We start from the raw sequence: 25070 nt of genomic DNA on the forward strand, positions 1-25070 counted from the left end.
ACCCGCCCAAGCGGCGTGTCGTGCACGCGGTTTACCTGTCGCGCGAGCAAGCGTCCCGTGCGCCGGCTACAGGTACTGACCCAGGTTGGATTCGGTGTCGATGGCCCGCGACGCGCTCGAGCTCTTGCCGGTGACCAGGGTCCGGATGTAGACGATCCGCTCGCCCTTCTTGCCCGAGATCCGCGCCCAGTCATCGGGATTGGTGGTGTTGGGCAGGTCCTCGTTCTCGGCGAACTCGTCGACGATCGAGTCGAGCAGGTGCTGGATTCGCAGACCGGGCTGGCCGGTCTCCAGTACGGACTTGATCGCGTTCTTCTTCGCGCGGTCGACGACGTTTTGGATCATCGCCCCGGAGTTGAAGTCCTTGAAGTACATGACTTCCTTGTCACCGTTGGCGTAGGTGACCTCCAGGAACCGGTTGTCGTCGATCTCGGCGTACATCCGCTCGACGACCTTCTCGATCATCGCCCTGATGCAGGCGCCGCGGTCGCCGTCGAACTCGGCGAGGTCGTCTGCGTGCACCGGCAGCGTGTCGACCAGGTACTTGGAGAAGATGTCCTGTGCCGCTTCGGCGTCGGGACGCTCGATCTTGATCTTCACGTCCAGGCGGCCGGGCCGCAGGATGGCCGGATCGATCATGTCCTCGCGGTTGGAGGCGCCGATCACGATGACGTTCTCGAGCCCCTCGACGCCGTCGATCTCGGACAACAACTGCGGAACGACCGTGGTCTCGACGTCCGAGGACACGCCCGTGCCGCGGGTGCGGAAGATCGAGTCCATCTCGTCGAAGAACACGATCACGGGTGTGCCTTCCGACGCCTTCTCGCGGGCACGCTGAAAGATCAGCCGGATGTGCCGCTCGGTCTCACCGACGAACTTGTTGAGCAGTTCAGGGCCCTTGATGTTCAAGAAGTAGGACTTGGCCTCGCGGGCGTCGTCGCCGCGCACCTCGGCCATCTTCTTGGCCAACGAGTTGGCCACGGCCTTCGCGATCAGCGTTTTACCGCAACCGGGCGGACCGTAGAGCAGCACACCTTTGGGCGGCCGCAGCGCGTACTCGCGGTAGAGCTCTTTGTGCAGGAACGGCAGCTCCACCGCGTCGCGGATCTGCTCGATCTGGCGGGTGAGGCCACCGATGTCCTCATAGCTGACATCGGGCACCTCTTCGAGCACCAGGTCCTCGACCTCGGCCTTGGGGATGCGCTCGAAGGCATAGCCGGCCTTGGTATCGACCAACAACGAGTCTCCGGGCCGCAGCTTCCGGGGCCGGGTGTCGTCGTTGAGCGCGTCGGCATGGCCTTCCGGCAGATCCTCTGCGACCAGCGGCTCGGCCAGCCACACGATGCGTTCCTCGTCGGCGTGCCCCACGACCAGCGCCCGATGCCCGTCAGCCAGCAACTCCCGCAGCGTGGATATCTCGCCAACCGATTCGAACGTCCCGGCCTCGACGACGGTGAGTGCCTCATTGAGGCGGACCGTCTGACCCTTGCGCAGCAACGAGACGTCGATGTTCGGCGAGCAGGTGAGCCGCATCTTGCGGCCGGAGGTGAACACGTCGACGGTGTCGTCGTCGTGGCTACCGAGCAGGACACCGTAGCCGCTCGGCGGCTGACCCAGCCGATCGACTTCCTCACGCAGTGCGAGCAGTTGCTGGCGGGCCTCTTTGAGGGTCTCCATCAACTTCGAGTTCCGCGACGCGAGGGAGTCGATGCGCGCTTCGAGCTGATGCACATCGCGCGCGGAGCGGCCGCCATGCGAGCCGACGGCGTGTTCGAGTTGATCGCGCAACATCGCTGCCTCGCGGCGTAGTTGCTCCAGCTCGGCCTCGTCGCCGTTGGACATGTCGGATTCGTGGGGGTTTCCGAAAGCATCAGATCGCTCTGAGCTACCCATCTTGCGCTCCTTTCCCACACCGAATTGGCGCGGCGGATACTTCAAAGCTACCGGCGATTGTCGATTGATGTGCGTAGTCAAATACCCACGAAAAGTTAAGATTTTCGTCACGCTGGTAATCTCGGCCACTAATCGTGATGATCGAAACGGCCTTGGGAGGCAGCAGAGTGACCGCAAAAAGCCTCACCACAGGCTCGGCCCGCATCGCCGTCGTGGCCTCCGCCGCCGGTGTCACCTCCGTCGCACCCATCGGCCCGACCTTAGCGACACCTTTTCCGCGCGAAGCTTCCAGAGCCGCCTAGCCGGGCCGGCGACAGGATGCAACGGCCACTCTCCATAGCGTTGAGCGCCGCCACTGCGTTGGCAGTGGTCGGGCTCGCGGCGTGTTCGTCGACTCACCCGAGGAGTGATTCGTCGGCCACCTCGTCGTTGCCGGCGGCCCCGTCGAGCCAGGTTGCCGCGCCGGTCACCACCCCCTTGCCGCCACCCGAAGCCCTCACCGACGTGCTCGCCCGCCTGGCCGACCCGAACGTTCCGGGCGCCGGCAAGGTGAACCTGGTCGAAGGCGCGACGCCGGAGAGCGCGGCGCCGCTGGACAAGTTCACCAACGCGTTGCGCGACAACGGCTATCTGCCCATGACCTTCAACGCCAACGACATCGCGTGGTCGGACAAGAATCCGTCGAACGTGAAGGCCACCGTCGCCGTTCACACCGCCCAGGCCAACAACGCCAACTTCACCTTCCCGATGGAGTTCGCTCCGTTCCAGGGCGGGTGGCAGCTGTCGAAGCAAACCGCCGCGATGCTGTTGGCGCTGGGGAAGTCGCAGGCTGCTCCGACGCCGGGCAATCCGGCGGGCCCGCCCGCACCGCCACCGCCCGAGGCCCCGCCGGCACCGGCGCCGCCACCCGCGAGTCCGTCGCCCGCACCGCCCCCTGCACCGGAGCCGGCCCCCGAGCCGCACAACCCGCCGGGTTGACCCGCGGCATGTGGATCGGCTGGCTCGAGTTCGACGTGTTACTGGGCGACGTGCGATCACTCAAACAAAAGCGGTCGGTAGTTCGTCCCGTCATCGCCGAGCTACAGCGCAAGTTCAGTGTGTCGGCCGCCGAGACGGGCGCGCACGAGCTGTACCGCCGGGCGGGCATCGGCGTCGCCACAGTGGCCGGCGACCGGGGCCACGCCGTCGACGTCCTGGATGCGGCCGAGCGGTTGGTGGCGGCGCATCCCGAGTTCGAGCTGCTGTCGGTGCGACGCTCGCTGGTGCGCAGCGAGGATTTCGGCTAGTCCCTGTGAGTCGGGCCGCGGCTAACCGTCGCGGCCTTCGCGTTTGCGACCCAACGGCATGGGGGCGACGACGCCGGGCGCGAGCCGTCGGGTGAAGATCAGGAAGGCCGTGTGGCCGCGCATCGAATGCTGCGGCCGCACCGCCAGACCCACGACGTTCCAGCCGCGCTGCATGGTCTCCCAGGACCGTGGTTCGGTCCAGCACTGCTGCGCCCGCAGCGCCTCGACCACCCGCGACAGCTGGGTGACGGTCGCCACGTAGATCATCAGCACGCCGCCCGGGATCAGCAGCCGCGCGACCGACTCGAGCACCTCCCAGGGCGCGAGCATGTCGAGCACGGCGCGGTCGAAGGACCGGTCCGGCAGCTCGGAGTCGGAGACGTCGCTGATGATCAGCTCCCAGTTGTCGGGTGCGCGACCCCCGTGAAACACCGACACGTTGCGTTCGGCGTGCTCGGCATGATCGGCACGCTGCTCGTAGGAGGTCACCCGGCCTTCCGGCCCGACCGCGCGCAGCAGCGAGCAGGTCAGCGCGCCGGAGCCGGCGCCGGCCTCCAGCACCCGCGCGCCCGGGAAGATGTCGCCCTCGTGCACGATCTGAGCGGCGTCCTTGGGATAGATGACCTGCGGCCCGCGGGGCATCGACATGACGTAGTCGATCAGCAGGGGCCGCATCACCAGATATACGGCGTTGTTGCTGGACTTGATCACGCTGCCCGGCTCGAGCCCGATCAGCGCGTCGTGCGGAACCGCCCCACGGTGCGTGTGAAACTCGGCGCCCGCGGTGAGCACCACCGTGTAATGGCGGCCCTTGGCGTCGGTGAGTTGGACACGCTCGCCCTCGGTGAACGGGCCGGCTACGGACACGCAGTCCAGCGTGCCAGCCGACTCGCCGCCGCAGGTGTTTGGGGGCTGTCGGCGCCCGGTCCTAGGCTTCGGTCATGATCGTCCAGCCGCAGGCGCCGCAGTCGGCCCCCCAGGCTGCTGAGCGCCCGGTGGGGCAGGTGTACCGGCCGGCCCTGTCGCCGTCGCGTGCCGCGGACTTCAAGCAATGCCCCCTGCTGTACCGGTTCCGGGCCATCGACCGGCTGCCCGAGGCCCCGTCGACCGCGCAGCTGCGCGGGTCGCTGGTGCACGCCGCCCTGCAGCAGCTCTACGGCCTGCCCGCAGAGAAGCGCGGCCCAGACTCCGCCATGTCGCTGGTGGAGCCCGCATGGGACCAGCTCGTCGCGGATAGGCCCGAGATGACCGCCGGGATCGATCCGGCGCAGCGCGCCGAGTTGCTCGCCGAGGCGCAGGCGTTACTCGCCGGGTATTACCGGCTCGAGGACCCCACCCGGTTCACCCCGGAGTGCTGCGAGCAGCGGGTCGAGGTCGAGCTCGCCGACGGGACGCTGCTGCGGGGCTTCATCGACCGGATCGACGTCGCGGCCACCGGGGAGCTTCGGGTGGTGGACTACAAGACGGGCAGGGCGCCGCCGGCCGCGCGGGCGCTGGCCGAGTTCAAGGCCATGTTCCAGATGAAGTTCTACGCGGTGGCGCTGTTGCGGTCGCGGGGCGTGCAGCCCACTCGGTTGCGGCTCATCTATCTGGCCGACGGCCAGATGCTGGACTACACACCCGACCGCGACGAGTTGCTGCGGTTCGAGAAGACCCTGATGGCGATCTGGCGGGCCATCCAATCCGCCGGGCGGACGGGCGATTTCCGGCCCGCCCAGTCCCGGCTGTGTGACTGGTGTCCCCACCAGCAGCACTGCCCGCTGTTCGGCGGAACCCCGCCGCCCTACCCGGGGTGGCCGGAATCCTTTGCCGCACAACCTGATTCACACCCAACCGAGCCGGCAGCCTGACGGCCGATCGCCCCTAGTCCAGCGGCGAAAGCTCCTGCAGCATGGTCGGAATCAACTCACTGACCGTGGGATGGATGTGCATGGTCCGCGACAGCGTGGTGTAGGGCGCTTTGGCCGACATCACGTCCAAAATGCCGTGAATGGCCTCGTCACCGCCGACCCCGAGGATGGCGGCCCCCAGGATCTCCCGGGTGTCGGCGTCCACCACAACCTTCATGAAGCCCTGTGTCTCACCCTTTTCCACCGCCCGCCCGACCCTGGTCATCGACCGCTTGCCGACCAGCGCCCTGCGCCCGGATGAGCGGACCTCATTGACGGTCATGCCGGCGCGACCCAGCGGCGGATCGATGTAGAGCGCGTAGGTGGTGACGCGGTCGCTCACCCGGCGCGGGTCACCGTCCAGCAGATTGGCGGCGACGATCTCGAAGTCGTTGTAGGAGGTGTGGGTGAACGCACCCTTGCCATTGCAGTCGCCCATCGCCCAGATGTGGTCGACGCTGGTCTTGAGCTGGTCGTCGACCACGACGTAGCCGCGGGCGTCGGTGTGCACCCCGGCCGCCTTGAGGCCGAGGTCGTCGGTGTTGGGCCGTCGGCCAACCGCGACCAGCAGATGACTCCCCTCGACGGGGGCGGCGCCCCGCCCGGGAACAAGCTGGAACCCGTTGCCGGTCTTGGCTATCCGCACGTCGTCGGCGCCGACGACGACGTCGATGCCTTCGGCCCGCAGGATTTCGCGCACGGCGGCCGAGACGTCCTCGTCTTCGCGCGACGCCAGCCGGGGCCCACGCTCGACGACGGTCACGCGGGCTCCGAACCGCCGGTACATCTGCGCGAACTCCAGCGCGATGTAGCTGCCCCCAAGAATAACGAGATGTGTTGGCACCTTGTCCAGTTCGAGAATCGACACGTTGGTGAGGAAGTCGACGTCGGACAGGCCCTCGATATCGGGCACTACCGCGCGCCCGCCGACATTGAGGAAGATGCGGTCGGCGTGCAGCGCATGCTCGCCCACCCGAAGCGTGTGTGGATCCTCGAAGGCCGCATGACCGCGAAACACGGTGCAGCCGTTCATGTTTTCCAGCCAGTTCTCGACGCCCTCGCGGTCGCCGAGCATGATCTCGTCCTTGCGGGCCTTCACCTTCGCCATGTCGACGCTGACCGGCCCGGTCCCCACGCCGTATTCGGCGCCACGACGCGCCAGATGCGCGGCGTGCGCGGAGGCCACCAGCGTTTTGGTGGGGATGCATCCGGAATTGACGCAGGTGCCGCCGATCAGCTTGCGCTCCACCACCGCGACGCGGTGCCCGGCGGCGGTGAGCCGTCCTGCCAGGGGCGGGCCGGCCTGGCCGGCGCCGACGATGATCGCGTCGAAATACGCTGTCACTTCACCCACTTCACCGCTGTCACTTCACCGCTGTTACTTCACCGCGGTCAGGAGGAAATCGGTCAGCACATGACCCGTCGCCGCGACGATGGCGAACCCACCCGCGATCGCGACAACATCCTCCAGAAGAGCTATCGGCAGGTCTTTGCCGCCCGTCGCGGCCACCAGCCTTTTGCGCACCTGGTAGCCGCCGAGGGTGCCCAGCACCGCGCCGATGATGCCAGCTCCCAGCGCGCTGAACGTCCAGTGCGGCCAGGCGCCGAGGGCCGCGCCCGCGAGCCCGCCCAGGACGATCCGGGCCGCGAAAATGGGCGTCGCGGTGCGGGGGGGCGTCTTGGGCAGCTTGTCGTTGATCAGTTCGCCCACAGCGAGAACGGTGAGGATGATGACCGTGACGATGCTGGCCATCCAGGCCGCCCAGGTGCCGTGCAAATCGATCCAGCCAAGAGCAGCGGGGTAGGCGGCCCACGCAACGACTGCGGGCGCGGTCAGTGACCGCAGTCCGGCCACCACACCAATCAGCAAAGCCAGCAAGACAACAAGTGTGTGTGTCACGGAAGACCCTCCTGGGAGACGAACACCGGCGACTGATGCAGGTACGGCCCACACGCCAACCCGGGCAGTACCCCGAGGCGGACGCTAACACAGCAACGGCTTTTGCACCGCGTGGGCAATCAGAACCGGCAAAACCTGATGTCGGACGCGAGGATCGCCTTGGCGCCGATGGCGGCCAACTCGTCCATGATCTCGTTGACGCCCCGACGCGGCACTAGCGCACGGATGGCGACCCAGTCCGGGTCTGCCAGGGGTGCGATGGTGGGCGACTCCAGCCCCGGCGTGATCGCCGTGGCCTTTTCCTGCACCGAGCGGGGGCAGTCGTAATCGAGCATCAGGTATTGCTGGCCGAACACCACGCCCTGAATCCGCGCGACAAGTTGATCGCGCGCCGCCTGCGTCCCGGTCTTGCTGCTCTTGTCGCTCTCGATCAGCACAGCTTCCGAATCGCACAGCGGTTCGCCGAAGGCGACGAGGTCGTGCAGGCTCAGCGTGCGCCCGGAACCCACCACGTCGGCGATAGCGTCGGCCACGCCCAGTTGTATCGAGATCTCCACCGCTCCGTCGAGCCTGATGACGGTTGCCTCGATACCGCGCCCGGCCAAGTCTTTTCGAACCAGATTGGGATAGGCGGTGGCGATCCGTTTGCCCGCGAGGTCGGCGATCTTCCAGTCGCGCCCGGCCGGTCCGGCGTAGCGAAAGCTGGACGAGCCGAATCCCAACGCCAGCCGTTCACGCACCGGTGCGTCGGAATCGCCTACCAGGTCGCGGCCGGTGATACCGAAATCCAGCTCTCCCGAACCCACGTAGATGGCAATATCTTTGGGCCGCAGGAAGAAAAACTCGACCTGGTTTGCCGGATCGATGACGGTGAGGTCTTTGGCATCGGTGCGGCGCCGGTAGCCCGCCTCCGCGAGAATCTCGCTGGCCGGCTCGCTCAGCGTGCCCTTGTTGGGAACCGCAACCCGCAGCATGGTCACAGCTTCCGGTACACGTCGTCGAGGGTCAGTCCGCGCGCCACCATCAACACCTGTGCCCAGTAGAGCAACTGGCTGATCTCCTCGGCCAGCGCATCGTCGGATTCGTGTTCGGCGGCCAGCCACACTTCGCCGGCTTCCTCGAGGATCTTCTTACCCAGTCCGTGGACACCACCGTCCAGCGCAGCGACCGTTGCGCTGCCGGCCGGCCGAGTACGGGCACGCTCGCCCAGTTCGGCGAACAGATCCTCAAAGGTCTTCACGGCCAGCGATTGTTTCACGCGGTAGCGAGCAAAGTCACGGCAGTTGAGCGCAGCTACATTTTGAGCCGCTTCGTCAGCCGAATCCGGCGAGTGTCATGCGCAACGCTTCTTCCAACTGCACGTGAAAGGGCGGGCTCGCGGCGATGTCCGAGGTCAGCCACCCGTCGAGGACGAATTTGACCGTGGCCAAGCCGGTGTGGACCAATAGTGCGGGCCGGATGTCAACTGCGCCATTTACATTCATGCGAGAGGCGACCTGTTCGATCAACTTCTGGTGATCGGCTTCGCTGATCAGCACCGACTTGCTCAGCAGATGGGGTGCGGTGGCGGCCGCCTGTAGCCACGTCTGGAGGTTGTCGACCTCGCTGACATCGCTGGCGTGTGTGACGAACAGCTGGATCAGCGCTTCGACCGGCGACTCGTGTGGCGGTCTCTCGTTGTAGGCATCCGAGATCTCCGCGGCGGCCTCGCGGACCGGATCGATCAGCAGGCCCTCCTTGGTGGGCGCGTGCCTGAAGTAGGTACTGATCGAGATTCCGGCGGCTTCGGCGATCTCCTCGGTGGTTACCGCATCGAATCCACGTTCGGCGAAAAGTTGGTGCGCGGTGTGTTGAATCTGCGAAAGCAGCTCGGCACGGCGCCGGTCTCGCAACGAACCGGTGTTTGCTGAGGGCATCCCACCACCTTCGTCAATCCGACTTGGAAACCCCACTGTGCCGTTCAGCGACCAACTCAGGTGAGTGACTCTACACTATTGAAAGTCCCTATCAAGTAGGCTAACGTGATGCAGCGCACACCGATGAGCTGCGGAGTCTCGGAACCTTATTGACACTATTTTAATAAGGATAGTCTCACCGCCGACTACCGGTCTGCTGCTCGGCACTCGGGGGCTTAGGGGTGGAAGATGGCCGATGAAAGCTGTAGCAGGTACGCGATGATGCCTGTGATGGGTTTGCTACACCGACCGCAGGTCACGCCGCTATGACGACTGCACAGCTTGACGGCTTTACGGCCATCCGGAACTGGTCTATCGGGTACGTCAGACGCCACCCCGTCGCCTCGATGACGACCGTAGGTGAACAGTTCGTGCTGGGTGTGCGAACCGCACAATATTTCTTCTACGACCTGGCGACCGGGCGGTTCCAGTGGCAGGAGTTCGTCCGGCAGGGCGCGTTCATGGCCGGCACCGCGGTGTTGCCGACGATCCTGGTGTCGCTGCCGATCAGCGTCACCCTGTCCATCCAGTTCGCGTTGCTGGCCGGCCAGGTCGGTGCCACGTCGCTGGCCGGGGCGGCCAGCGGGCTCGCGGTCATCCGCCAGGGGGCATCGCTGGTGGCCGCGGTCCTGATGGCATCGGCCGTCGGGTCGGCGATCACCGCGGACCTGGGTTCGCGCACGATGCGCGAAGAGACCGACGCGATGGAGGTGATGGGCGTCTCAGTGATCCGCCGCTTGGTCGTCCCCCGCCTCGCCGCGGCGGTGATGATCGGCGTGGCGCTCACCGGCGTCGTGTGCTTCGCCGGATTCTTCGCCAGCTACATGTTCAACGTGTACTTCCAGAACGGGGCGCCGGGCAGCTTCGTGTCGACGTTCGCGTCGTTCGCCACGACCGGCGACATGATCTTGGCGCTGATCAAGGCCGTCGTGTTCGGCGCCATCGTGGCCATCGTGTCGAGCCAGAAAGGCTTGTCCACCAAGGGCGGCCCGACCGGTGTCGCGAACTCGGTGAATGCCGCTGTCGTCGAGGCGATCCTGATATTGATGATCGTCAACGTCGCCATCAGCCAGCTCTACATCATGTTGTCGCCCAGGACGGGGCTGTGACGTGACGGCTACCGCTTATCGGCCCTTCGCACCGATTTCGGTACCGCTCGTTCGCCTTTACCGCCGGGGGCGAGTCCCGATCATCCGGCTCGGCCACCTGCTCGTCTTCTTCGTCCGGGCGCTGAACGGCGTGCCAGTCGCCCTGCGCCAGTACAGTGCCGAATTCCTGCGGCTGCTGTCGAACATCACCTGGGGCAACGGCTCGATCGTGGTGGGTGGGGGCACCGCCGGTGTGGCCGTCGTGCTCGGCATGACCGTCGGCGCCCTCGTCGGCATCGAGGGCTACAACTTCTTGAACCTGCTCGGGCTCGGGCCGGCCACCGGGTTCGTCTCGTCACTGGTCAACACCCGCGAGCTGGCCCCCCTGATGGCGTCACTCGCCTTCGCCATGCAGGGCGGCTGCCGCTTCACCGCGCAGTTGGGATCCATGCGCATCGCCGAGGAGATCGACGCGATGGAATCGATTGCCATCCGGCCGATCCCCTACCTCGTGACCACCCGGCTGATCGCTTCGGTGGTGGCGATCGTCCCGCTGTACGCCGCATGCCTGGCGATCGGATACCTGAGCACACAGATCGTGGTCGGCATCGGCAGCGGCGGCTCGACGGGTTCCTACCTGCACTACTTCACGCTGATGTTGGCCGGCCAGGACATCGTCTATTCGTTGATCAAGGCCGTCATCTTCGTGTGGATCGCGTCGACGATCCAGTGCTACTACGGGTATTACGCGAGTGGCGGGCCCGAAGGAGTCGGGGTTGCCGCAGGGCACGGCATGCGGGCCAGCATCACCGTCGTGATCATCGCGAACATGCTGCTCACCATGGCACTGTGGGGCGTCGACGCGGGCGCAAGGTTCGGCGGCTAGGTCGGTGGAACATGCCCAATTCCTTTGAGCTGGACGGCCGCGGGCCCTCAGACCGGCAGCTGCTCAGCATCGGCATCGCGGTCGTGGCCGTCAGCGCCCTGGTCACCACCGCGATGGTGGTGAAATCGACTGGCAAGCTTGACGATTACGTGCGAGTCGTGGCCGACCTGGTCAACGTGGGCGATGGCCTTCCGCAGAAGTCCGACGTCAAATACCACGGCGTGCTCGTCGGAATGGTCAACGGTGTCGTCCCGGCAGCACACGGCAAGCCCAACTACGTCCACATCGACCTCAAGCAGGACTACGCCAAGTCGATTCCGGCCAGCGTGACGGCGCGCGTAGTGCCCAGCAACGTTTTCGCCGTGTCGTCGGTCCAACTGGTGGGCAACGGTCCGGGCATGAAAATCCGCGACGGCGCCCATATCTTGGAAGACAAGCGTTTGCCGACCGTCCTTTTCCAGACAACCGTCAGCAAGCTGCGCGACCTGCTCGCCGCCGCGGGGCGCGGCCGCGACGACCGGTCGGTCGGCATATTGGCCGCCCTGGGTGCCGCCACCGACCACCGCCGCGTCAGCCTGCTGAATGCCGGTGCGCAACTGAATCGCACTCTCGATCAACTCAATTCGATCGTCAGCACTGACGCCGGGCCCTCGACCGTATCGGCGCTGCTCGATGCCACGACAGGGCTCGCCCAGACGGCGCCCGACCTTCTCGATGCATTGCATCAGGCCGTCGAGCCGATGCAGACCTTCGCCGAGACCCGCGGACAGTTGGCTTCGCTGCTGTCGGGCGCCGACCACACGGTCGACACCACACGCCAATCGTTCAACAACCACATCGACCAACTCATCAAGATCACGACCGACTTCACACCGGTATTCGGTGTGCTGGCGCAGAAGTCGAACAACTTCGTGCCCGCGGTCACCAAATTGGACAACCTGGCCAACCAATTCATGCAGCAGGTCTGGAACCCCAGGACAAACCTCGGCAACATGCGCGCGATGCTCACGTTCACGCCCAGCTCCACCTACACGCGTGCTGACTGTCCGCACTACGGCGAACTGAAGGGACCCAGCTGCTTTACCGCACCGCTGATTCCGGTGCGGCCCGACCTGCCCGAAGTACTGCTGCCACAGAACTATCACCCGCCCAAGGATCTGGCACCGCCGCCCGGGACGGTGATCGGTCCGGACGGGAACCTTGTCGCGGTGGGCCCGCCGCTGATCAACCCGAATCCCAATCTGTCCGATCCGAACCCCCCACTGGCCCCGGGGATTACGCCGTCACCGCCGGTGCCTGGCAGTGCGAATCCCGATAACCCCTCGCCTGGGGCGCCCGCGACGCCACAGGAGCACCAGCCGTGGGTCGCGCCGGTGGCACCCAACAAGGCCCCTTGGATTCCGCAGGCCTCTTTCGGGGGCAACGTGGGACCTGTTGGGAGCCAGTACGAGCGAAACATGTTGGGCGTGATCACCGGCGCGCCCGCCACCGAAGCCACCGAGTTGCTGCTGGGCCCGGTCGCCCGCGGCACCACGGTGTCACTAGCCCATCCGCCCGGAGATGCCGAATGAGATGCTCATGAAGTTTCGCGGCCCACTCATTGCGCTGACCCTGTTCATGATCGTTGCGTTGACGCTGACCTGGCTGGTGTATGTGAGCCTGCGGCGTGACGTGGCCGGTGACACCAGCAGGTATTCGGCGGTGTTCAGCGACGTGTATGGACTGCGCGAAGGCGACGACGTCCGCATGGCCGGGGTCCGCGTGGGCCGCGTCGAAAAGGTCGAACTCGACGGCAAATTGGCGAAGGTCTCGTTTGTGGTGCAGTCCGAACAGCGGCTGTTCGGAAACACGCTCGCGTCAGTGACCTACCAGAACATCGTTGGGCAGCGTTACCTTGGACTGTCCCTCGGCAAGGAAGGCAGTCCGGCGCTGCTTCCCCCGGGCAGCACAATCCCGCTGCAGCGCACCGAGCCGTCTTTCGACGTGACCACGCTGCTCAACGGCTACGAACCGTTGTTCAGCCTGCTGAACCCCCATGACGCCGACAACCTCACGAAGGGCATCATTCAGTCGCTGCAAGGCGACACGTCGTCGCTTACCACTCTGGTCGGCCAGACCTCCACGCTCACACAGACTTTCGCGGGCCGCGATCAGGCCCTCGGCAGCGTGATCACCAACCTCGACAAGGTTGTCGGCAACCTGGCCCAACAAAACGACAATCTTGATGGGGTCATCACGCAGGCCCGCAGCGTCGTCGGCGAGCTCGACCGGCGGCGTCCGGACCTGGTCGCTTCGGTTGGTTCGCTGGCCCGGGTGACCAACCGGCTCTCGGCATCGGCGACGGACGTGTACCCGGCCTTGCGCGAATTCATCGATCGTCAACCTGGTGTCGCCAAACACATCATGGACGTCGAACCGCAGGTGGCATTCTTCGGCGACAACATCCCGTTGCTGCTGAAAGGCCTCACCCGAGTGGGCAATCAGGGCGCCTACGGCAATGCCTACGTGTGCGACGTAAACTTCATGGGCTTCTTCCCCGGGCTCAACGATGTGGTGCCGGTCATCATCAACGCCGCCACACCGGGCAACAGAGCCTGGCACACCCCGCGCTGCAGGAGCACGGTCGATGGCTGACGCGTCACTACGGCAACGGCTTTCGGGTATGAAGAGCCGTCCGCTGGAAAGCTACAACAAGACCTGGCTCGGATTCATCGCCATCGCGGTGGTCGCGGTGGTGATTTCGGTGATGCTGTTGGTGCATGCGATCGGCGCCGGCTATCGGCATTACACCGCGGAGTTTCTCCAGGCGGCCTCGCTGCGGGGCGGCAACCCGATCGTGGTCGCGGGCGTCCCAGTGGGCAACGTCACCAGCATGAAACTCGTCGGAGACCACGTCGAGGCGGGCCTGAAGGTCCGCGACAACATCAAGCTGGGCAAGGACTCCCGAGCACAGATCAAGGTCACTACCATCCTGGGTTCGCGCTACCTCGCGCTGGAACCCGACGGCCCGGCGCATCTGCCCAACAACACGTTCGACCTTGCGCACACCGAGGTGCCCTACGACCTGCAGGCTGCGCTGCAGGACGCCACCACCACTTTCGAGCAGGTCGACTCCGACAGGTTCGCGCAATCGCTGGCGGTGCTTGGCAAGCAGCTCGAGGGCCTGCCCACCGTTGTGCCACAAGCGATCACGAACATCAACACATTATCGTCAATCATTGCGGAACGACGCGACCAGCTGGGACAGCTGCTGCACAGCACCGAGCAGGTGACCAACACGCTGCGGCGCCAGCAGGCCGGCATCGGCGCTCTGGTCGACCAGGGGCAAGACCTGCTGGGCCAATTCGTCGCGCGGCGCGCCGTTTTCCACGCGATGATGCAATCCTTGTCGAACTTGGTCGACACGATGAGCCAGGTCGTGGTCAACGATCGCTCCGGTCTGGACGCGCTGATCACAGACATGCGCGACTTCACCAACCTGATGTCGCAACACGACGACCTGCTGCACAGCATGCTGCAGATAAGCCCGATCTTCTTCCGCGAGGCGGCCAACCTCACCGGTGACGGCAACGCGATCAATTTCAACGCCCCCAACGTTCCGGCGATCGACTCGTGGATGTGCGCAATAAGCGGCCGCGCCAAGCAGTTCGGCATGATCCAGTACTTCAAGGACTGCAAGTGAGGCGCCTCGGCGCCAGGTCGCTGGCCATCGTCGCCGCGGTCGCGGTCATTGCCGCGGCGGTCGGAATCGGTTGGTGGACTCTGAGTTCCGACGACGACACGATCGCGGTGACCGCCCAATTCGACAGCGCCTCAGGACTCTACGAGGGCAATGAGGTGGCGGTGCTGGGCATGCCGGTGGGCAAGGTCACCAAGATCACGCCCAAGGGCGGCTATGTCGAAGTCGAGTTCACCATCGACCGGCACGTCAAAGTGCCCGCCACCGCCCAGGCCGTCACGGTGTCGACCTCCATCCTCACCGATAGGCAGATCGAGCTCACACCGCCCTATCATGGCGGACCGACCCTGGAGAACCACGACACCATCGGACTGCCCCGGACCAAGACGCCCGTCGAATTCAGCAGCGTCCTCAACGTTTTGGACAAGGTGACCAAGTCGCTCGAGGGTGACGGCCACGGCGGTGGGCCGATCGCCGACGTGCTCAACGGCGGCACCGAGGTGGTCAACGGGAACGGTGAAAAGATCAAGGCTGCGCTGGGTGAGCTGTCCAAGGCGCTGCGGCTGTCCAGCGACGGTGGCGCGGCGACCCGCGAGCAGATCACCACGATCGTCAAAAATCTCAGCACGCTGTTCGACGCTGTGGCTACCAATGACACGAAATTGCGTGAATTCGCTTCCACCATTCACCAAGTCAGCGAGATCATGGCCGATGAGGACCTTGGCAGCGGCAGCACGGGACGCAAACTCGACCAACTGATCCAACGGGCAGGCGACCTGCTCGACGAAAACCGGGACAATGTCAAACAGGCCGTTCTTCATGGCAATGACACGTTGAAGACGGTGACCGATGAGCAGCGCAACTTGGCCGAGCTCCTGGATCTGGCTCCGCTGGTAGCGGATAACGCCTACAACATGGTCGACCGGGCGAACGGCAGCGTTCGGGCCCGCTTTCTCACGGACCGGTTGCTTTTCGACAGCCAATACACCAAAGAAATCTGCAACCTGATGGGCCTTAGACAACTCGGCTGTAGCACCGGCACCATCCAGGACTTCGGGCCCGATTTCGGGTTGACCTATGTGCTCGACGGTTTGGCCGCCATGGGGCAGAAATGATGACAACGCGCGCGCGGAGCATTCTGACGGTAGTTGCCGCGGCGGTGGTCACCGCGGGTTGCGGTACGAACGGCCTTGCCAGCTTGCCGCTTCCGGCGCCGGAGCTGGGCTCGGGCGGGTATTCGCTGAACGCGGTGTTCTCCAACGCGCTCAACCTGCCGATGAACGCCAAGGTCAAGCTCGCCGGCGCCGACGTCGGGCAGCTCGAATCGATGGCCGCCCGCAACTACACCGCAGTCACCCGGCTGCGAATCCGGGACGGCGTGCAACTGCCGCGGGGCAGCACCGCCGAACTGCGCACCGCGACACCGCTGGGCGACGTGTTCGTCGCGCTGAAACCACCCGCAAGCGATCCCGCTGACACGCCGCTGCTGCACAACGGCGACACGATCGGCCTGGATTCGACCGCGGCCGCCGCGACCGTCGAGTCGGTGCTGAGCTCGGCGGCGATCCTGGTGAACGGCGGCGCGGTACGCAATTTCACCAACATCATCAACGGTTTCGGCAAGGCGACCGGCGACCAGGGCCAGGCATTCGGGGACATGATCCGCAAGTCCAACGAGCTGCTCGGGACGCTGGACGCCCGGTCCGATCAGATCTCGCAGGCGCTGACCCAATTGTCGCGGCTGGCCGACCAACTCGACGCCAAGAACCAGACCATCAGTGAGCTGATGGTCGCCGCCAAACCCGCCACTTCGGCCCTGGCCGACAACACCAGTCAACTTTCCAACCTGGCCGTACAGGTGGGTGACACCTCCCGGTTACTGGCCAGGTTCCCGTCGATCGGCGGAACCGACAACAGCGGCCGCAGCATGATCCGCGACCTGAACACGATCGCCGGGGCCGCCAACGACGTTGCGATGAGTCCCGATACCAGCTGGACGTCGATAAACCGGTTGATCCCCGCATTGGTCAAATCGACAGCGGGAAACTCGATTTCGGTGAATGTCAGCGTGGACAAGATCATGCTCGGGTCGCTGCCCGATATAGGATTCCCCGGTGACATCGGACTGCACGGACCGCATCACTACAACGTGAACCTGCTCGTCGGCACCCTCAAGTACACCCTGTGGCGGCTGCAGGAACGCGTAGTCGGCCGGGGCCCGAATTCGCCGCAGGTTCCAGTCATCCCGGACCCGAACATCCCGGGCCAAATCGATGTCGCCCCCGCCCCCCCGCCGGCTTCACCCCCGCCACCGCCAGGACCGCCGCCACCACCAGGAGCGCAACCATGATGCGCGCCTTCGCCAACGTCGTTGTCCGGGCAGTGCGCACAGGTCACCGGCAACAGGTCTGGCTGTCGGTGGCCGGATTGGTGCTCATCCTTGTCGTTGCGACCGCCTATCTGCTCATCGGCGCGCTGCGGGTAAAGCCCTTCGCGTCCTCCTACCGCGTAACCGTGCAGTTGGCGGAATCCGGTGGCCTGCTGCCCAATCAGGACGTCGCACTGCGCGGAGTCCGCATCGGCCGCGTCGAGTCGCTACAGATCACCGACAACGGGGTGAACGCCGTCGCCAGCATCACGTCGAAGGTACGCATCCCGGCGAACAGCGTCGTGCATGTGTCAGCCCTCTCGCCGGCCGGTGAGCAGTACATCAACTTCGAAGCCGCGTCCGACGCAGGCCCGTATCTGCATGACGGCAGCCTCATCGGCCTGGACCACACCACCGTCCCGGTCAGCTTGGCGCAGTTACTCGGTGATGCCGACGGGCTGCTGGCCCAGGTGGACCCGCACAAGATCGAGGTGATCAAGAAGGAATTGAGCCTGAGCAGGGAGGGTCCGGCGAAGCTGACCGCCATCGTCGACGGCGGCACGTTTCTGCTTTCGACGCTGGACTCAGTGCTGCCCCAAACCACCAGCATCATCAAGACCAGCCGCGTCGTGCTCACCTTGGCCAGCGACAAGAACAACGGAATAGGCTCTGCAGCAAAGGAACTCAACCAAACGCTGACCGGGGTGGCCCGAATGCAGGCCGGCTATCGCCGGTTGACTGGGCAAACGCCGCGCACCCTGTCGGCTGTCGACAATCTGTTCGCCGACAACTCCGACACCATGGTGCAGTTGCTGGGCAGCATGGCCACCATGTCGCAGCTGTTCTATCTGCGGGTGCCGGCGCTCAACGCGCTGTTCCCCGACTACCGCGGATCGGTATTGGACGCGGTGGCGAGCGCCTTCCACGACAACGGCGTCTGGGCGACGGCCGACCTTTACCCCCGTTACGTGTGCGACTACGGGACGCCCTCGCACGCCTCTTCCGCCGCCGACTACTACGAACCGTTCAAATACACCTACTGCCGCGATGACGACCCGGCGGTCTCGATCCGCGGTGCCAAGAATGCGCCACGGCCCGGTGGCGACGACACCGCAGGCCCACCGCCGGGGGCAAACCTTGGCGAGCGGACCGACCCGACTCCGCGTGGCCGCTATACCATTCCCACCCCCTACGGCGGTCCGCAGCTGCCGATCGAACCGCCACACTGAGCCGCAAACGAGCTGAGTCGACCTCTAGGAGATGATCGTGGTCGTGACTACCAAGAAGAACCCGAAAGCCGACACCGAAACCGAAACCGAAACCGAAACCGAGGCGGAAGCGGGGACCGAAAAATCGGAAGTCGCAAGCAAAAACGCCGAGGAGATGCGGGCCGACGAATCCGCGGGCGCACCCGAGGACGACGCGACCACCGACGAGGGTGACGAGCCGGCCGACAATCCGGCCGATGATCCGGCCGATGACGAGGATGACCAAGGCGACCTGCTCAAGAGCAAGCGTCCCAAGACCGAGCGCGCCAAGCGGCCCTGGCGCAAGTATCTGCGTCGCAGCGCGTTGCCGGCGTTACTCGTTGTCTCGCTTGCCGTTTCGGGGCTCCTCGGGTGGCGGCAGTGGCAAGACCATCAGCTGAAGGCGGCGGGTGAACAGGCCCGACAGGCGGCCATCGCCTATGCGCAGGTGCTGACGAGCATCGATTCGAACAAGGTCGACGAGAACTTCAAGCAGGTGCTCGACGGAGCGACCGGCGAATTCAAGGACATGTACACGCAGTCGAGCGTCAAGCTTCGGCAGCTGCTGATCGACAACAAGGCCACCGCGCACGGCGTGGTGGTCGACTCGGCCATCCAGTCCGAGTCCAGCGGCAAGGTGGTCGTGCTGCTCTTCATCGACCAGACGGTCACCAACGCGGCCGCACCCGACCCGCGCATCGACCGCAGCAGGATCAAGATGACCATGGAGAAGGTCGACGGTCGCTGGCGGGCAAGCAAGGTCCAACTCCTCTGAGCCGAGCGGAGGCATCTCATGCTCAAAAGACTGTCGGCGGTGTTCCTATTAATCGCGGCCGCAACGATTCCCGGCACCCCCACCACCCGCGCTTCGGCGCCGTCGTTCTGCGGCGAACTCGGCGGTGACTGGGACGGCCAATACTGCCACTCCGCGGTGACCTCGGAACGCAACGCCGTGCGCGACATCAAGGTCGCTGTGCCCGACGACCTGGTCGACAATCCGACCACAGGGCCGGTGATCCGCGACTACCTACACACCCTGGTCAACAATTGGAAGAGCGCCAACGGCAGCATGGCCGCCGACAGCTATGGCGAGGAGAATTTCGAGATCTTCCGGCATGCCAACCTGCTCAGCGCGGTGTTCCACGAGGATTACCACGCCGACGGGCCCCAATTCAACAATGCCTACCGGACCTTCACGTTCGACATGGCGAGCGGCCGGCGGGTGCAGCTGGCCGACCTGACGACGTCGAATCCACTGACCGCCATTCCCCCACTGGCCCAACCGTTTATCGAGACCGCGCTGAACCAGGCGCCGCCGCCACACGACCCGGGAAGCTACCCCTTCGTCATCGACCGCTGGACCCCGGACAAGGTCTACTCCGGGGCGTACAAGGCGTGGGCGGTGACTCCCGACGAGTTGATCCTGTACATGCCGGACTACCCGGTGGGGCATGACAGTCCGATCAATTTCACCCCCGGTGTCATGCAGTGGTACATGGACGGGGGCACCGTGCAGGCGCACATCCCACTGTCCGCCCTCGCGCCGGTGCTGCGCATCTAGCAGCGCTCCACCCGGCCGGGTGGATAGTCCAACTGCCCGCCTCTGAGCGACAACCCCCGAAGGCCTCAACCGCCCTGGCGAGTTGTCGCTCGAAGGCGGGCAAAAGATGTGGTCCCTGCGCAGCGGAACGCAACCAACGTAGGACTCAGTCCTCCGGGTTGTAACCGAGGTTGGGGGCGAGCCAGCGCTCCGCTTCGGCCAGGGTCCAGCCCTTGCGCTTGGCGTAGTCGGCGACCTGGTCCTGGGCCAGCCGGCCGACCACGAAGTACTGCGACTGCGGGTGCGAGAAATACCAGCCGCTGACGGCGGCGCCGGGCCACATCGCCATCGACTCGGTCAGCTCGATGCCGGTGCGCTCCTTCACGTCCATCAGCTTCCAGAGCGTCACCTTCTCGGTGTGTTCCGGGCAGGCCGGGTAGCCGGGGGCGGGGCGGATTCCGCGGTACTTCTCGTCGATGAGTGCCTCGTTGTCCAGCTGCTCGTCCGGCTGGAATCCCCAGAACTCCTTGCGGACCCGTTGGTGCATCCGCTCGGCGAAAGCCTCCGCCAGCCGGTCGGCGACCGACTCCAGCAGGATGGCGCTGTAGTCGTCGAGGGCCGCCTTGAACTCCGCGATCTTTTCTCCGCTGCCGAGCCCCGAAGTGACGGCGAACGCGCCGACGTAGTCGGCCAGACCTGTGTCCTTGGGGGCGATGTAGTCGCCCAGCGAGCGGTTCGGGATGCCCTCGCGGTGCTCGCCCTGCTGGCGCAGGTTGTGCAGCCTGGTCAGCACCTCGGTCCGGGTGTCGTCGGTGTAGACCTCGATGTCGTCCCCCATGGCGTTGGCCGGGAAAAAGCCGATCACGCCGTTGGCGGTCAGCCACTTCTCCTTGATCAGCGTGTCGAGCATCTCCTGGGCGTCGTCGTACAGCTTGCGGGCGGCCTCGCCCGTGGCCGGGTTGTTGAGGATGTCGGGGAAGCGGCCCTTCATCTCCCAGGCGTTGAAAAACGGCTGCCAGTCGATGTATTCGCGCAACTCGGCCAGGTCGTAATCCTGAAAAACCCGCACGCCCAGCCCCTGGGCCGGCACCGGCGGGGTGTAGCCGTCCCACTCGATCGGCGTCCGGTTGGCGCGCGCCTTCTCCAGCGTCAGCATCGGCCGCTCGTTCTTCTGGGCGTGCCGTTCGCGCAGCGATGCGTAGTCCTTCTCGGTGGCCTCCAGCAACGCCGGGCGCTGCCTGTCGTCCAGCAGCGCGGCGGCGACCGGCACCGACCGGGACGCGTCCTTCACCCAGACCACCGGACCGCTGCGACGCGGCGATATCTTCACGGCCGTGTGGGCGCGCGAGGTGGTCGCGCCCCCGATCAGCAGCGGAATCTCGAGCCCCTCGCGTTCCATCTCGACGGCAAAGTTGGCCATCTCGTCCAACGACGGGGTGATCAGCCCGGACAGGCCAATGATGTCGGCGTCGTGCTCCTTGGCCGCGGCGAGGATCTTCTCGGCGGGCACCATCACACCGAGGTCGATCACCTCGAAGTTGTTGCACTGCAGCACAACCCCGACGATGTTCTTGCCGATGTCGTGGACGTCGCCCTTCACGGTCGCCATCACGATCGTGCCGTTGGTGTCCTTGGACTTGGACGAACCGGACGCTGGACCATCCCCCGTCGCTTCGCTCGCCCCCGCCTTCTCCGCCTCGATGAACGGCAGCAGGTACGCGACGGCCTTCTTCATCACCCGGGCCGACTTCACCACCTGGGGCAGGAACATCTTGCCGGAGCCGAAGAGGTCGCCGACGACGTTCATGCCGTCCATCAGCGGACCCTCGATCACCTCGATCGGGCGGCCGCCCGCCGCGGCGATCTCGGCCCGCAACTCCTCGGTGTCGTCATCGACGTGCGCGTCGATGCCCTTGACCAGGGCGTGGGTGATCCGCTCGCGGACCGGCAGGCCGCGCCACTCGGCGGCCTTCGGATCCTCGGTCTTATCTGCCTTGTTGAAGCGTTCGGCGATCTCCAGCAGCCGCTCGGCCGCGTCCTCGCGGCGGTTCAGTACGACGTCCTCGATGCGGTCCCGCAACTCGGGGTCGATCGAGTCGTAGGGCACCAGGGCACCGGCGTTGACGATGCCCATGTCCAGGCCGGCCTTGATGGCGTGGAACAGGAATACCGCGTGGATCGCCTCGCGGACGGGGTTGTTGCCGCGGAACGAGAACGACACGTTCGAGATGCCGCCCGAGATGTGCACTCCCGGAAGGTTTTCCTTGATCCAGGCGCAGGCCTCGATGAAGTCGATGCCGTAGGTCGCGTGCTCCTCGATGCCGGTCGCCAGCGCGAAGCAGTTCGGGTCGAAGATGATGTCCTCGGCCGGGAAGCCGACCTCTTCGGTCAGGATCCGGTAGGCGCGGCCGCAGATCTCCTTGCGGCGCTCCAGGTTGTCGGCCTGCCCCTGCTCGTCGAAGGCCATCACGACGACGGCGGCACCGTACTTGCGGCACAGCCGTGCCTCGCGGACGAACTTCTCCTCGCCCTCCTTCATGGAGATCGAGTTGACGATCGGCTTGCCCTGCACGTTCTTCAGGCCCGCCTCGATGACGTCCCACTTGGAGGAGTCGATCATCACCGGGACGCGGCTGATGTCCGGCTCGGCCGCGATCAGCTTGGTGAACCGGTCCATCGCGGCGACGCCGTCGATCATGCCCTCGTCCATGTTGATGTCGATGACCTGCGCGCCGACCTCGACCTGCTGCAGGGCGACCGACAGCGCGGTGTCGTAGTCCTCGGCCTTGATCAGGTTGCGGAACCGGGCGGAGCCGGTGATGTTGGTCCGCTCACCGATGTTCACGAACAGGGAATCCTCGGTGATGTTGAGCGGCTCCAGGCCCGACAGCCGCGTGGCCACCGGGATCTGCGCCACCTCGCGAGGCGGCTTGCCCTCGACGACCTTGGCGATCTCCGCGATGTGCGGCGGCGCCGTCCCGCAGCAGCCGCCCACCAGGTTGACCAGGCCGGCCTCGGCGAAATCTGCGATGTAGGAGGCCTGACGCTCCGGGGACTCGTCATACTCACCAAAAGCATTGGGCAGACCGGCATTTGGGTAACAAGACACGAAGGTGTCCGCGATCCGCGAGACCTCGGCAATGTAGGGCCTCATCTCCGGCGCGCCCAGGGCACAGTTGAGGCCGACGGCGATCGGCTTGGCGTGCCGGATCGAGTTCCAGAATGCCTCGGTGACCTGCCCGGACAACGTCCGCCCGGACGCGTCGGTGATGGTGCCCGAGATGATCAGCGGCCAACGGCGTCCGCGCTCCTCGAACAGCGTCTCGACGGCGAACACCGCCGCCTTGGCGTTCAGCGAGTCGAAGATCGTCTCGATGATGATGAGGTCGGCACCGCCGTCGACGAGGCCGTTGGCGGCTTCGAGGTAGGCGGCAACCAGCTGGTCGTAGGAAACGTTGCGGGCCCCCGGGTCGTTGACGTCCGGCGAGATCGACGCGGTCCGTGTCGTCGGGCCGATGGCGCCGGCGACGTAGCGCGGCTTGTCCGGGGTGCCGTACTCGTCGGCGGCCTTGCGGGCCAGCGCGGCGCCGGCGTAGTTCAGCTCGTAGGCCAGGTCGGCCATGTCGTAGTCGGACAGCGAAATCGCGTTCGCGTTGAATGTGTTGGTCTCGAGGATGTCCGCGCCCGCCTCGAGGTACTCGCGGTGGATCCCCTCGATGATCTGCGGCTGCGTCAGGGTGAGCAGGTCGTTGTTGCCCTGCAGAGCGGTCGGCCACTCGGTGAACCGGTCGCCGCGGTAGCCGGCCTCGTCGGGCCGGTCCCGCTGGATCGCCGTGCCCATCGCGCCGTCGATCACCAGGATCCGCCGGCGCAGCGCGGCCGTCAGCTCGTCGGCGCAGTCGGGGCGGATGTGGGGCTCAAGCGAGTTCGACTCAGAGCTCACATGCATTCCTTCCGTAGCGGAAGGCGTCCTTGACTCTGCCGAGCGTGGCGGATACCGCGGGGACGGGGTCCCCCCAAATAACCGTTGCAACGCCTCTCGACCAGAAGAGTCTACGTCGTCACCCGACGCATGGACGCCCAGCTCAACCCGATCCGCTCGGCGTTCGCGATGCACTCGAGCGCCGGCTCGCGGACCTTGTCGGCAGTGGGTAGTTACCAAGGTTAACCAGATTGCAGCCGAGCGTATTTCGCCCCGACCCCGTCGACGCCGGGTGTCCCAGTCGTCCGGCATCCACGTCAGCGGCCCGCAATCCGGGTGCCCGTCGCGCCATCGCCGGCCACCACACGCTGCGCCGATGTGTCGCGGATGTCGGTGTCGTAGCGGTGTTCGTTCGCGGCAGTCACCCCATAAGGATAGTCGTCCTATGGAATAACACCGGTGGTTGACAGCGCCCTGCCAGGCAGCCCCAAACATCGGCGCCGAAGGCCGTACCCTGATTCTGTGACCCCGTCCGACGGCCCCCCCTATGGTGAAGTCGCACTGCCAGAGCTGCACAACACCGTCGTCGTGGCCGCGTTCGAGGGCTGGAACGACGCCGGCGACGCCGCAAGTGACGCGCTCGAACACCTCGAAGCCATCTGGGAGGCCGACCCCATCCTGGAGATCGACGACGAGGCGTATTACGACTACCAGGTGAATCGTCCGGTCATCCGGCAGGTGGACGGGGTGACCCGCGAGCTGGTGTGGCCGGCCATGCGGATCTCGCACTGCCGGCCGCCGGGCAGCGACCGCGACGTCGTGCTGATGCACGGGGTGGAACCCAACATGCGCTGGCGCACCTTCTGCTCGGAGCTGGTGGCCATCGCCGACAAGCTCAACGTCGACACCGTGGTGATCCTGGGCGCGCTGCTGGCCGACACCCCGCACACCCGGCCGGTACCGGTTTCGGGCGCGGCCTACTCCCCCGAGTCGGCGAAACGCTTCGGGCTCGAGGAAAGCCGCTACGAGGGGCCGACCGGCATCGCCGGGGTGTTCCAGGACTCCTGCGTGGCCGCCGGGATCCCGGCGGTGACATTCTGGGCGGCGGTGCCGCACTACGTGTCGCAGCCGCCGAACCCGAAGGCCACGGTGGCCCTGCTGCGCCGCGTCGAGGACGTGCTCGACATCGAGGTGCCGCTGGCCGACCTGCCGACGGACGCCGAGGACTGGGAGCAGGCGGTCACCGAGATGACCGCCGAGGACGAGGACCTGGCCGAGTACGTGCAGTCGCTCGAGCAACGTGGCGACGCCGAGGTCGACATGAACGACGCGCTCGGCAAGATCGACGGCGACGCGCTGGCCGCCGAGTTCGAGCGCTACCTGCGCCGGCGTCGCCCCGGCTTCGGGCGCTGAGGCG

The 25070-nt window shown here is 65.7% G+C and carries 23 protein-coding genes; 14 read left to right on the forward strand and 9 right to left on the reverse strand.

The genetic code is table 11. The features are described 5' to 3' along the window. Positions 1–66: 66 nt before the first annotated feature. Together arc and OQ789_RS21925 are read right to left on the reverse strand one after the other, a co-directional pair. On the reverse strand, positions 67–1893 hold the full coding sequence (gene arc / locus OQ789_RS21920) for a proteasome ATPase (RefSeq protein ID WP_324688271.1): 1827 nt from the start codon (positions 1891–1893) through the stop codon (positions 67–69). Beyond that, entirely contained in the window at positions 1886–2143 is a 258-nt protein-coding gene (locus tag OQ789_RS21925; protein WP_324688272.1) for a hypothetical protein, read from the reverse strand. Before OQ789_RS21925 ends, arc begins: the two co-directional genes overlap by 8 nt. A 68-nt stretch (positions 2144–2211) precedes the next feature. Here OQ789_RS21925 and OQ789_RS21930 point away from each other — a divergent pair, with 68 nt between their 5' ends. Together OQ789_RS21930 and OQ789_RS21935 are read left to right on the forward strand one after the other, a co-directional pair. Beyond that, positions 2212–2871, forward strand: a complete 660-nt coding sequence (locus tag OQ789_RS21930; RefSeq protein ID WP_324688274.1) for a hypothetical protein — start codon at positions 2212–2214, stop codon at positions 2869–2871. An 8-nt stretch (positions 2872–2879) separates the two neighbouring features. Further along, a complete protein-coding gene (locus OQ789_RS21935; RefSeq protein ID WP_324688319.1) occupies positions 2880–3179 on the forward strand; it encodes a DUF503 domain-containing protein in 300 nt (99 codons plus the stop codon). Positions 3180–3200: 21 nt separating this feature from the next. On the opposite strand, the gene trmI is transcribed toward OQ789_RS21935, so the two are convergent. Then, a complete protein-coding gene (trmI, locus tag OQ789_RS21940; protein ID WP_324688275.1) occupies positions 3201–4046 on the reverse strand; it encodes a tRNA (adenine(58)-N(1))-methyltransferase TrmI in 846 nt (281 codons plus the stop codon). A gap of 74 nt (positions 4047–4120) precedes the next feature. On the opposite strand from trmI, the gene OQ789_RS21945 reads away from it, so the two are divergent. Beyond that, complete coding sequence (locus OQ789_RS21945; RefSeq protein WP_324688276.1) at positions 4121–5029, forward strand: RecB family exonuclease; 909 nt, start codon at positions 4121–4123, stop codon at positions 5027–5029. 13 nt (positions 5030–5042) lie between these two features. On the opposite strand, the gene OQ789_RS21950 is transcribed toward OQ789_RS21945, so the two are convergent. The 5 genes from OQ789_RS21950 to OQ789_RS21970 form a co-directional block, all read right to left on the reverse strand. Then, positions 5043–6413, reverse strand: a complete 1371-nt coding sequence (locus OQ789_RS21950) for an FAD-containing oxidoreductase (RefSeq protein ID WP_324688320.1) — start codon at positions 6411–6413, stop codon at positions 5043–5045. Between the two features lie 33 nt (positions 6414–6446). Further along, a complete protein-coding gene (locus OQ789_RS21955; RefSeq protein ID WP_324688277.1) occupies positions 6447–6968 on the reverse strand; it encodes a DUF4126 domain-containing protein in 522 nt (173 codons plus the stop codon). A gap of 119 nt (positions 6969–7087) precedes the next feature. After that, positions 7088–7942 carry an ATP phosphoribosyltransferase gene (gene hisG / locus OQ789_RS21960; protein ID WP_324688278.1) on the reverse strand — a complete coding sequence of 285 codons (855 nt, stop codon included), beginning with the start codon at positions 7940–7942 and terminating at the stop codon, positions 7088–7090. Between the two features lie 2 nt (positions 7943–7944). Then, positions 7945–8226, reverse strand: a complete 282-nt coding sequence (locus tag OQ789_RS21965; protein ID WP_324688279.1) for a phosphoribosyl-ATP diphosphatase — start codon at positions 8224–8226, stop codon at positions 7945–7947. A 55-nt stretch (positions 8227–8281) separates the two neighbouring features. Next, the gene (locus OQ789_RS21970; protein WP_324688280.1) at positions 8282–8884 is read right to left on the reverse strand and encodes a helix-turn-helix domain-containing protein; all 603 of its coding nucleotides are present in this window, start codon (positions 8882–8884) and stop codon (positions 8282–8284) included. A gap of 305 nt (positions 8885–9189) precedes the next feature. Between OQ789_RS21970 and OQ789_RS21975 the strand changes: the two genes are divergently transcribed. The 10 genes from OQ789_RS21975 (at position 9190) to OQ789_RS22020 (ending at position 19752) form a co-directional block, all read left to right on the forward strand. Beyond that, complete coding sequence (locus OQ789_RS21975; protein WP_324688281.1) at positions 9190–10032, forward strand: ABC transporter permease; 843 nt, start codon at positions 9190–9192, stop codon at positions 10030–10032. A 1-nt stretch (position 10033) separates the two neighbouring features. After that, positions 10034–10897: an ABC transporter permease gene (locus OQ789_RS21980; protein WP_324688282.1), complete on the forward strand. Its 864-nt coding sequence runs from the start codon at positions 10034–10036 to the stop codon at positions 10895–10897. Between the two features lie 11 nt (positions 10898–10908). After that, positions 10909–12468: an MlaD family protein gene (locus OQ789_RS21985; protein WP_324688283.1), complete on the forward strand. Its 1560-nt coding sequence runs from the start codon at positions 10909–10911 to the stop codon at positions 12466–12468. 7 nt (positions 12469–12475) lie between these two features. Continuing rightward, positions 12476–13531, forward strand: coding sequence for an MlaD family protein (locus OQ789_RS21990; protein WP_324688284.1), 1056 nt, complete (start codon positions 12476–12478; stop codon positions 13529–13531). Next, positions 13524–14579, forward strand: coding sequence for an MlaD family protein (locus OQ789_RS21995; protein ID WP_324688285.1), 1056 nt, complete (start codon positions 13524–13526; stop codon positions 14577–14579). The genes OQ789_RS21990 and OQ789_RS21995 overlap by 8 nt, the downstream gene beginning before the upstream one ends. Continuing rightward, entirely contained in the window at positions 14576–15691 is a 1116-nt protein-coding gene (locus tag OQ789_RS22000) for an MCE family protein (protein ID WP_324688286.1), read from the forward strand. Before OQ789_RS21995 ends, OQ789_RS22000 begins: the two co-directional genes overlap by 4 nt. Next, positions 15688–16926, forward strand: a complete 1239-nt coding sequence (locus OQ789_RS22005; RefSeq protein ID WP_324688287.1) for an MCE family protein — start codon at positions 15688–15690, stop codon at positions 16924–16926. Before OQ789_RS22000 ends, OQ789_RS22005 begins: the two co-directional genes overlap by 4 nt. After that, a complete protein-coding gene (locus OQ789_RS22010) occupies positions 16923–18173 on the forward strand; it encodes an MlaD family protein (protein ID WP_324688288.1) in 1251 nt (416 codons plus the stop codon). The genes OQ789_RS22005 and OQ789_RS22010 overlap by 4 nt, the downstream gene beginning before the upstream one ends. Before the next feature lie 154 nt (positions 18174–18327). Next, entirely contained in the window at positions 18328–18966 is a 639-nt protein-coding gene (locus tag OQ789_RS22015; protein ID WP_420716177.1) for a tetratricopeptide repeat protein, read from the forward strand. Positions 18967–18984: 18 nt separating this feature from the next. After that, complete coding sequence (locus OQ789_RS22020) at positions 18985–19752, forward strand: mannan-binding family protein (RefSeq protein ID WP_324688290.1); 768 nt, start codon at positions 18985–18987, stop codon at positions 19750–19752. 145 nt (positions 19753–19897) lie between these two features. On the opposite strand, the gene metH is transcribed toward OQ789_RS22020, so the two are convergent. Beyond that, positions 19898–23674, reverse strand: coding sequence for a methionine synthase (gene metH, locus OQ789_RS22025; protein WP_420716172.1), 3777 nt, complete (start codon positions 23672–23674; stop codon positions 19898–19900). A 501-nt stretch (positions 23675–24175) separates the two neighbouring features. On the opposite strand from metH, the gene OQ789_RS22030 reads away from it, so the two are divergent. After that, positions 24176–25066: a PAC2 family protein gene (locus OQ789_RS22030; RefSeq protein ID WP_324688292.1), complete on the forward strand. Its 891-nt coding sequence runs from the start codon at positions 24176–24178 to the stop codon at positions 25064–25066. The last annotated feature ends 4 nt before the right edge of the window (positions 25067–25070 follow it).

The sequence above is a fragment of the Mycobacterium sp. 94-17 genome (assembly GCF_035617725.1).
In the GTDB taxonomy this organism is placed as follows: domain Bacteria; phylum Actinomycetota; class Actinomycetes; order Mycobacteriales; family Mycobacteriaceae; genus Mycobacterium.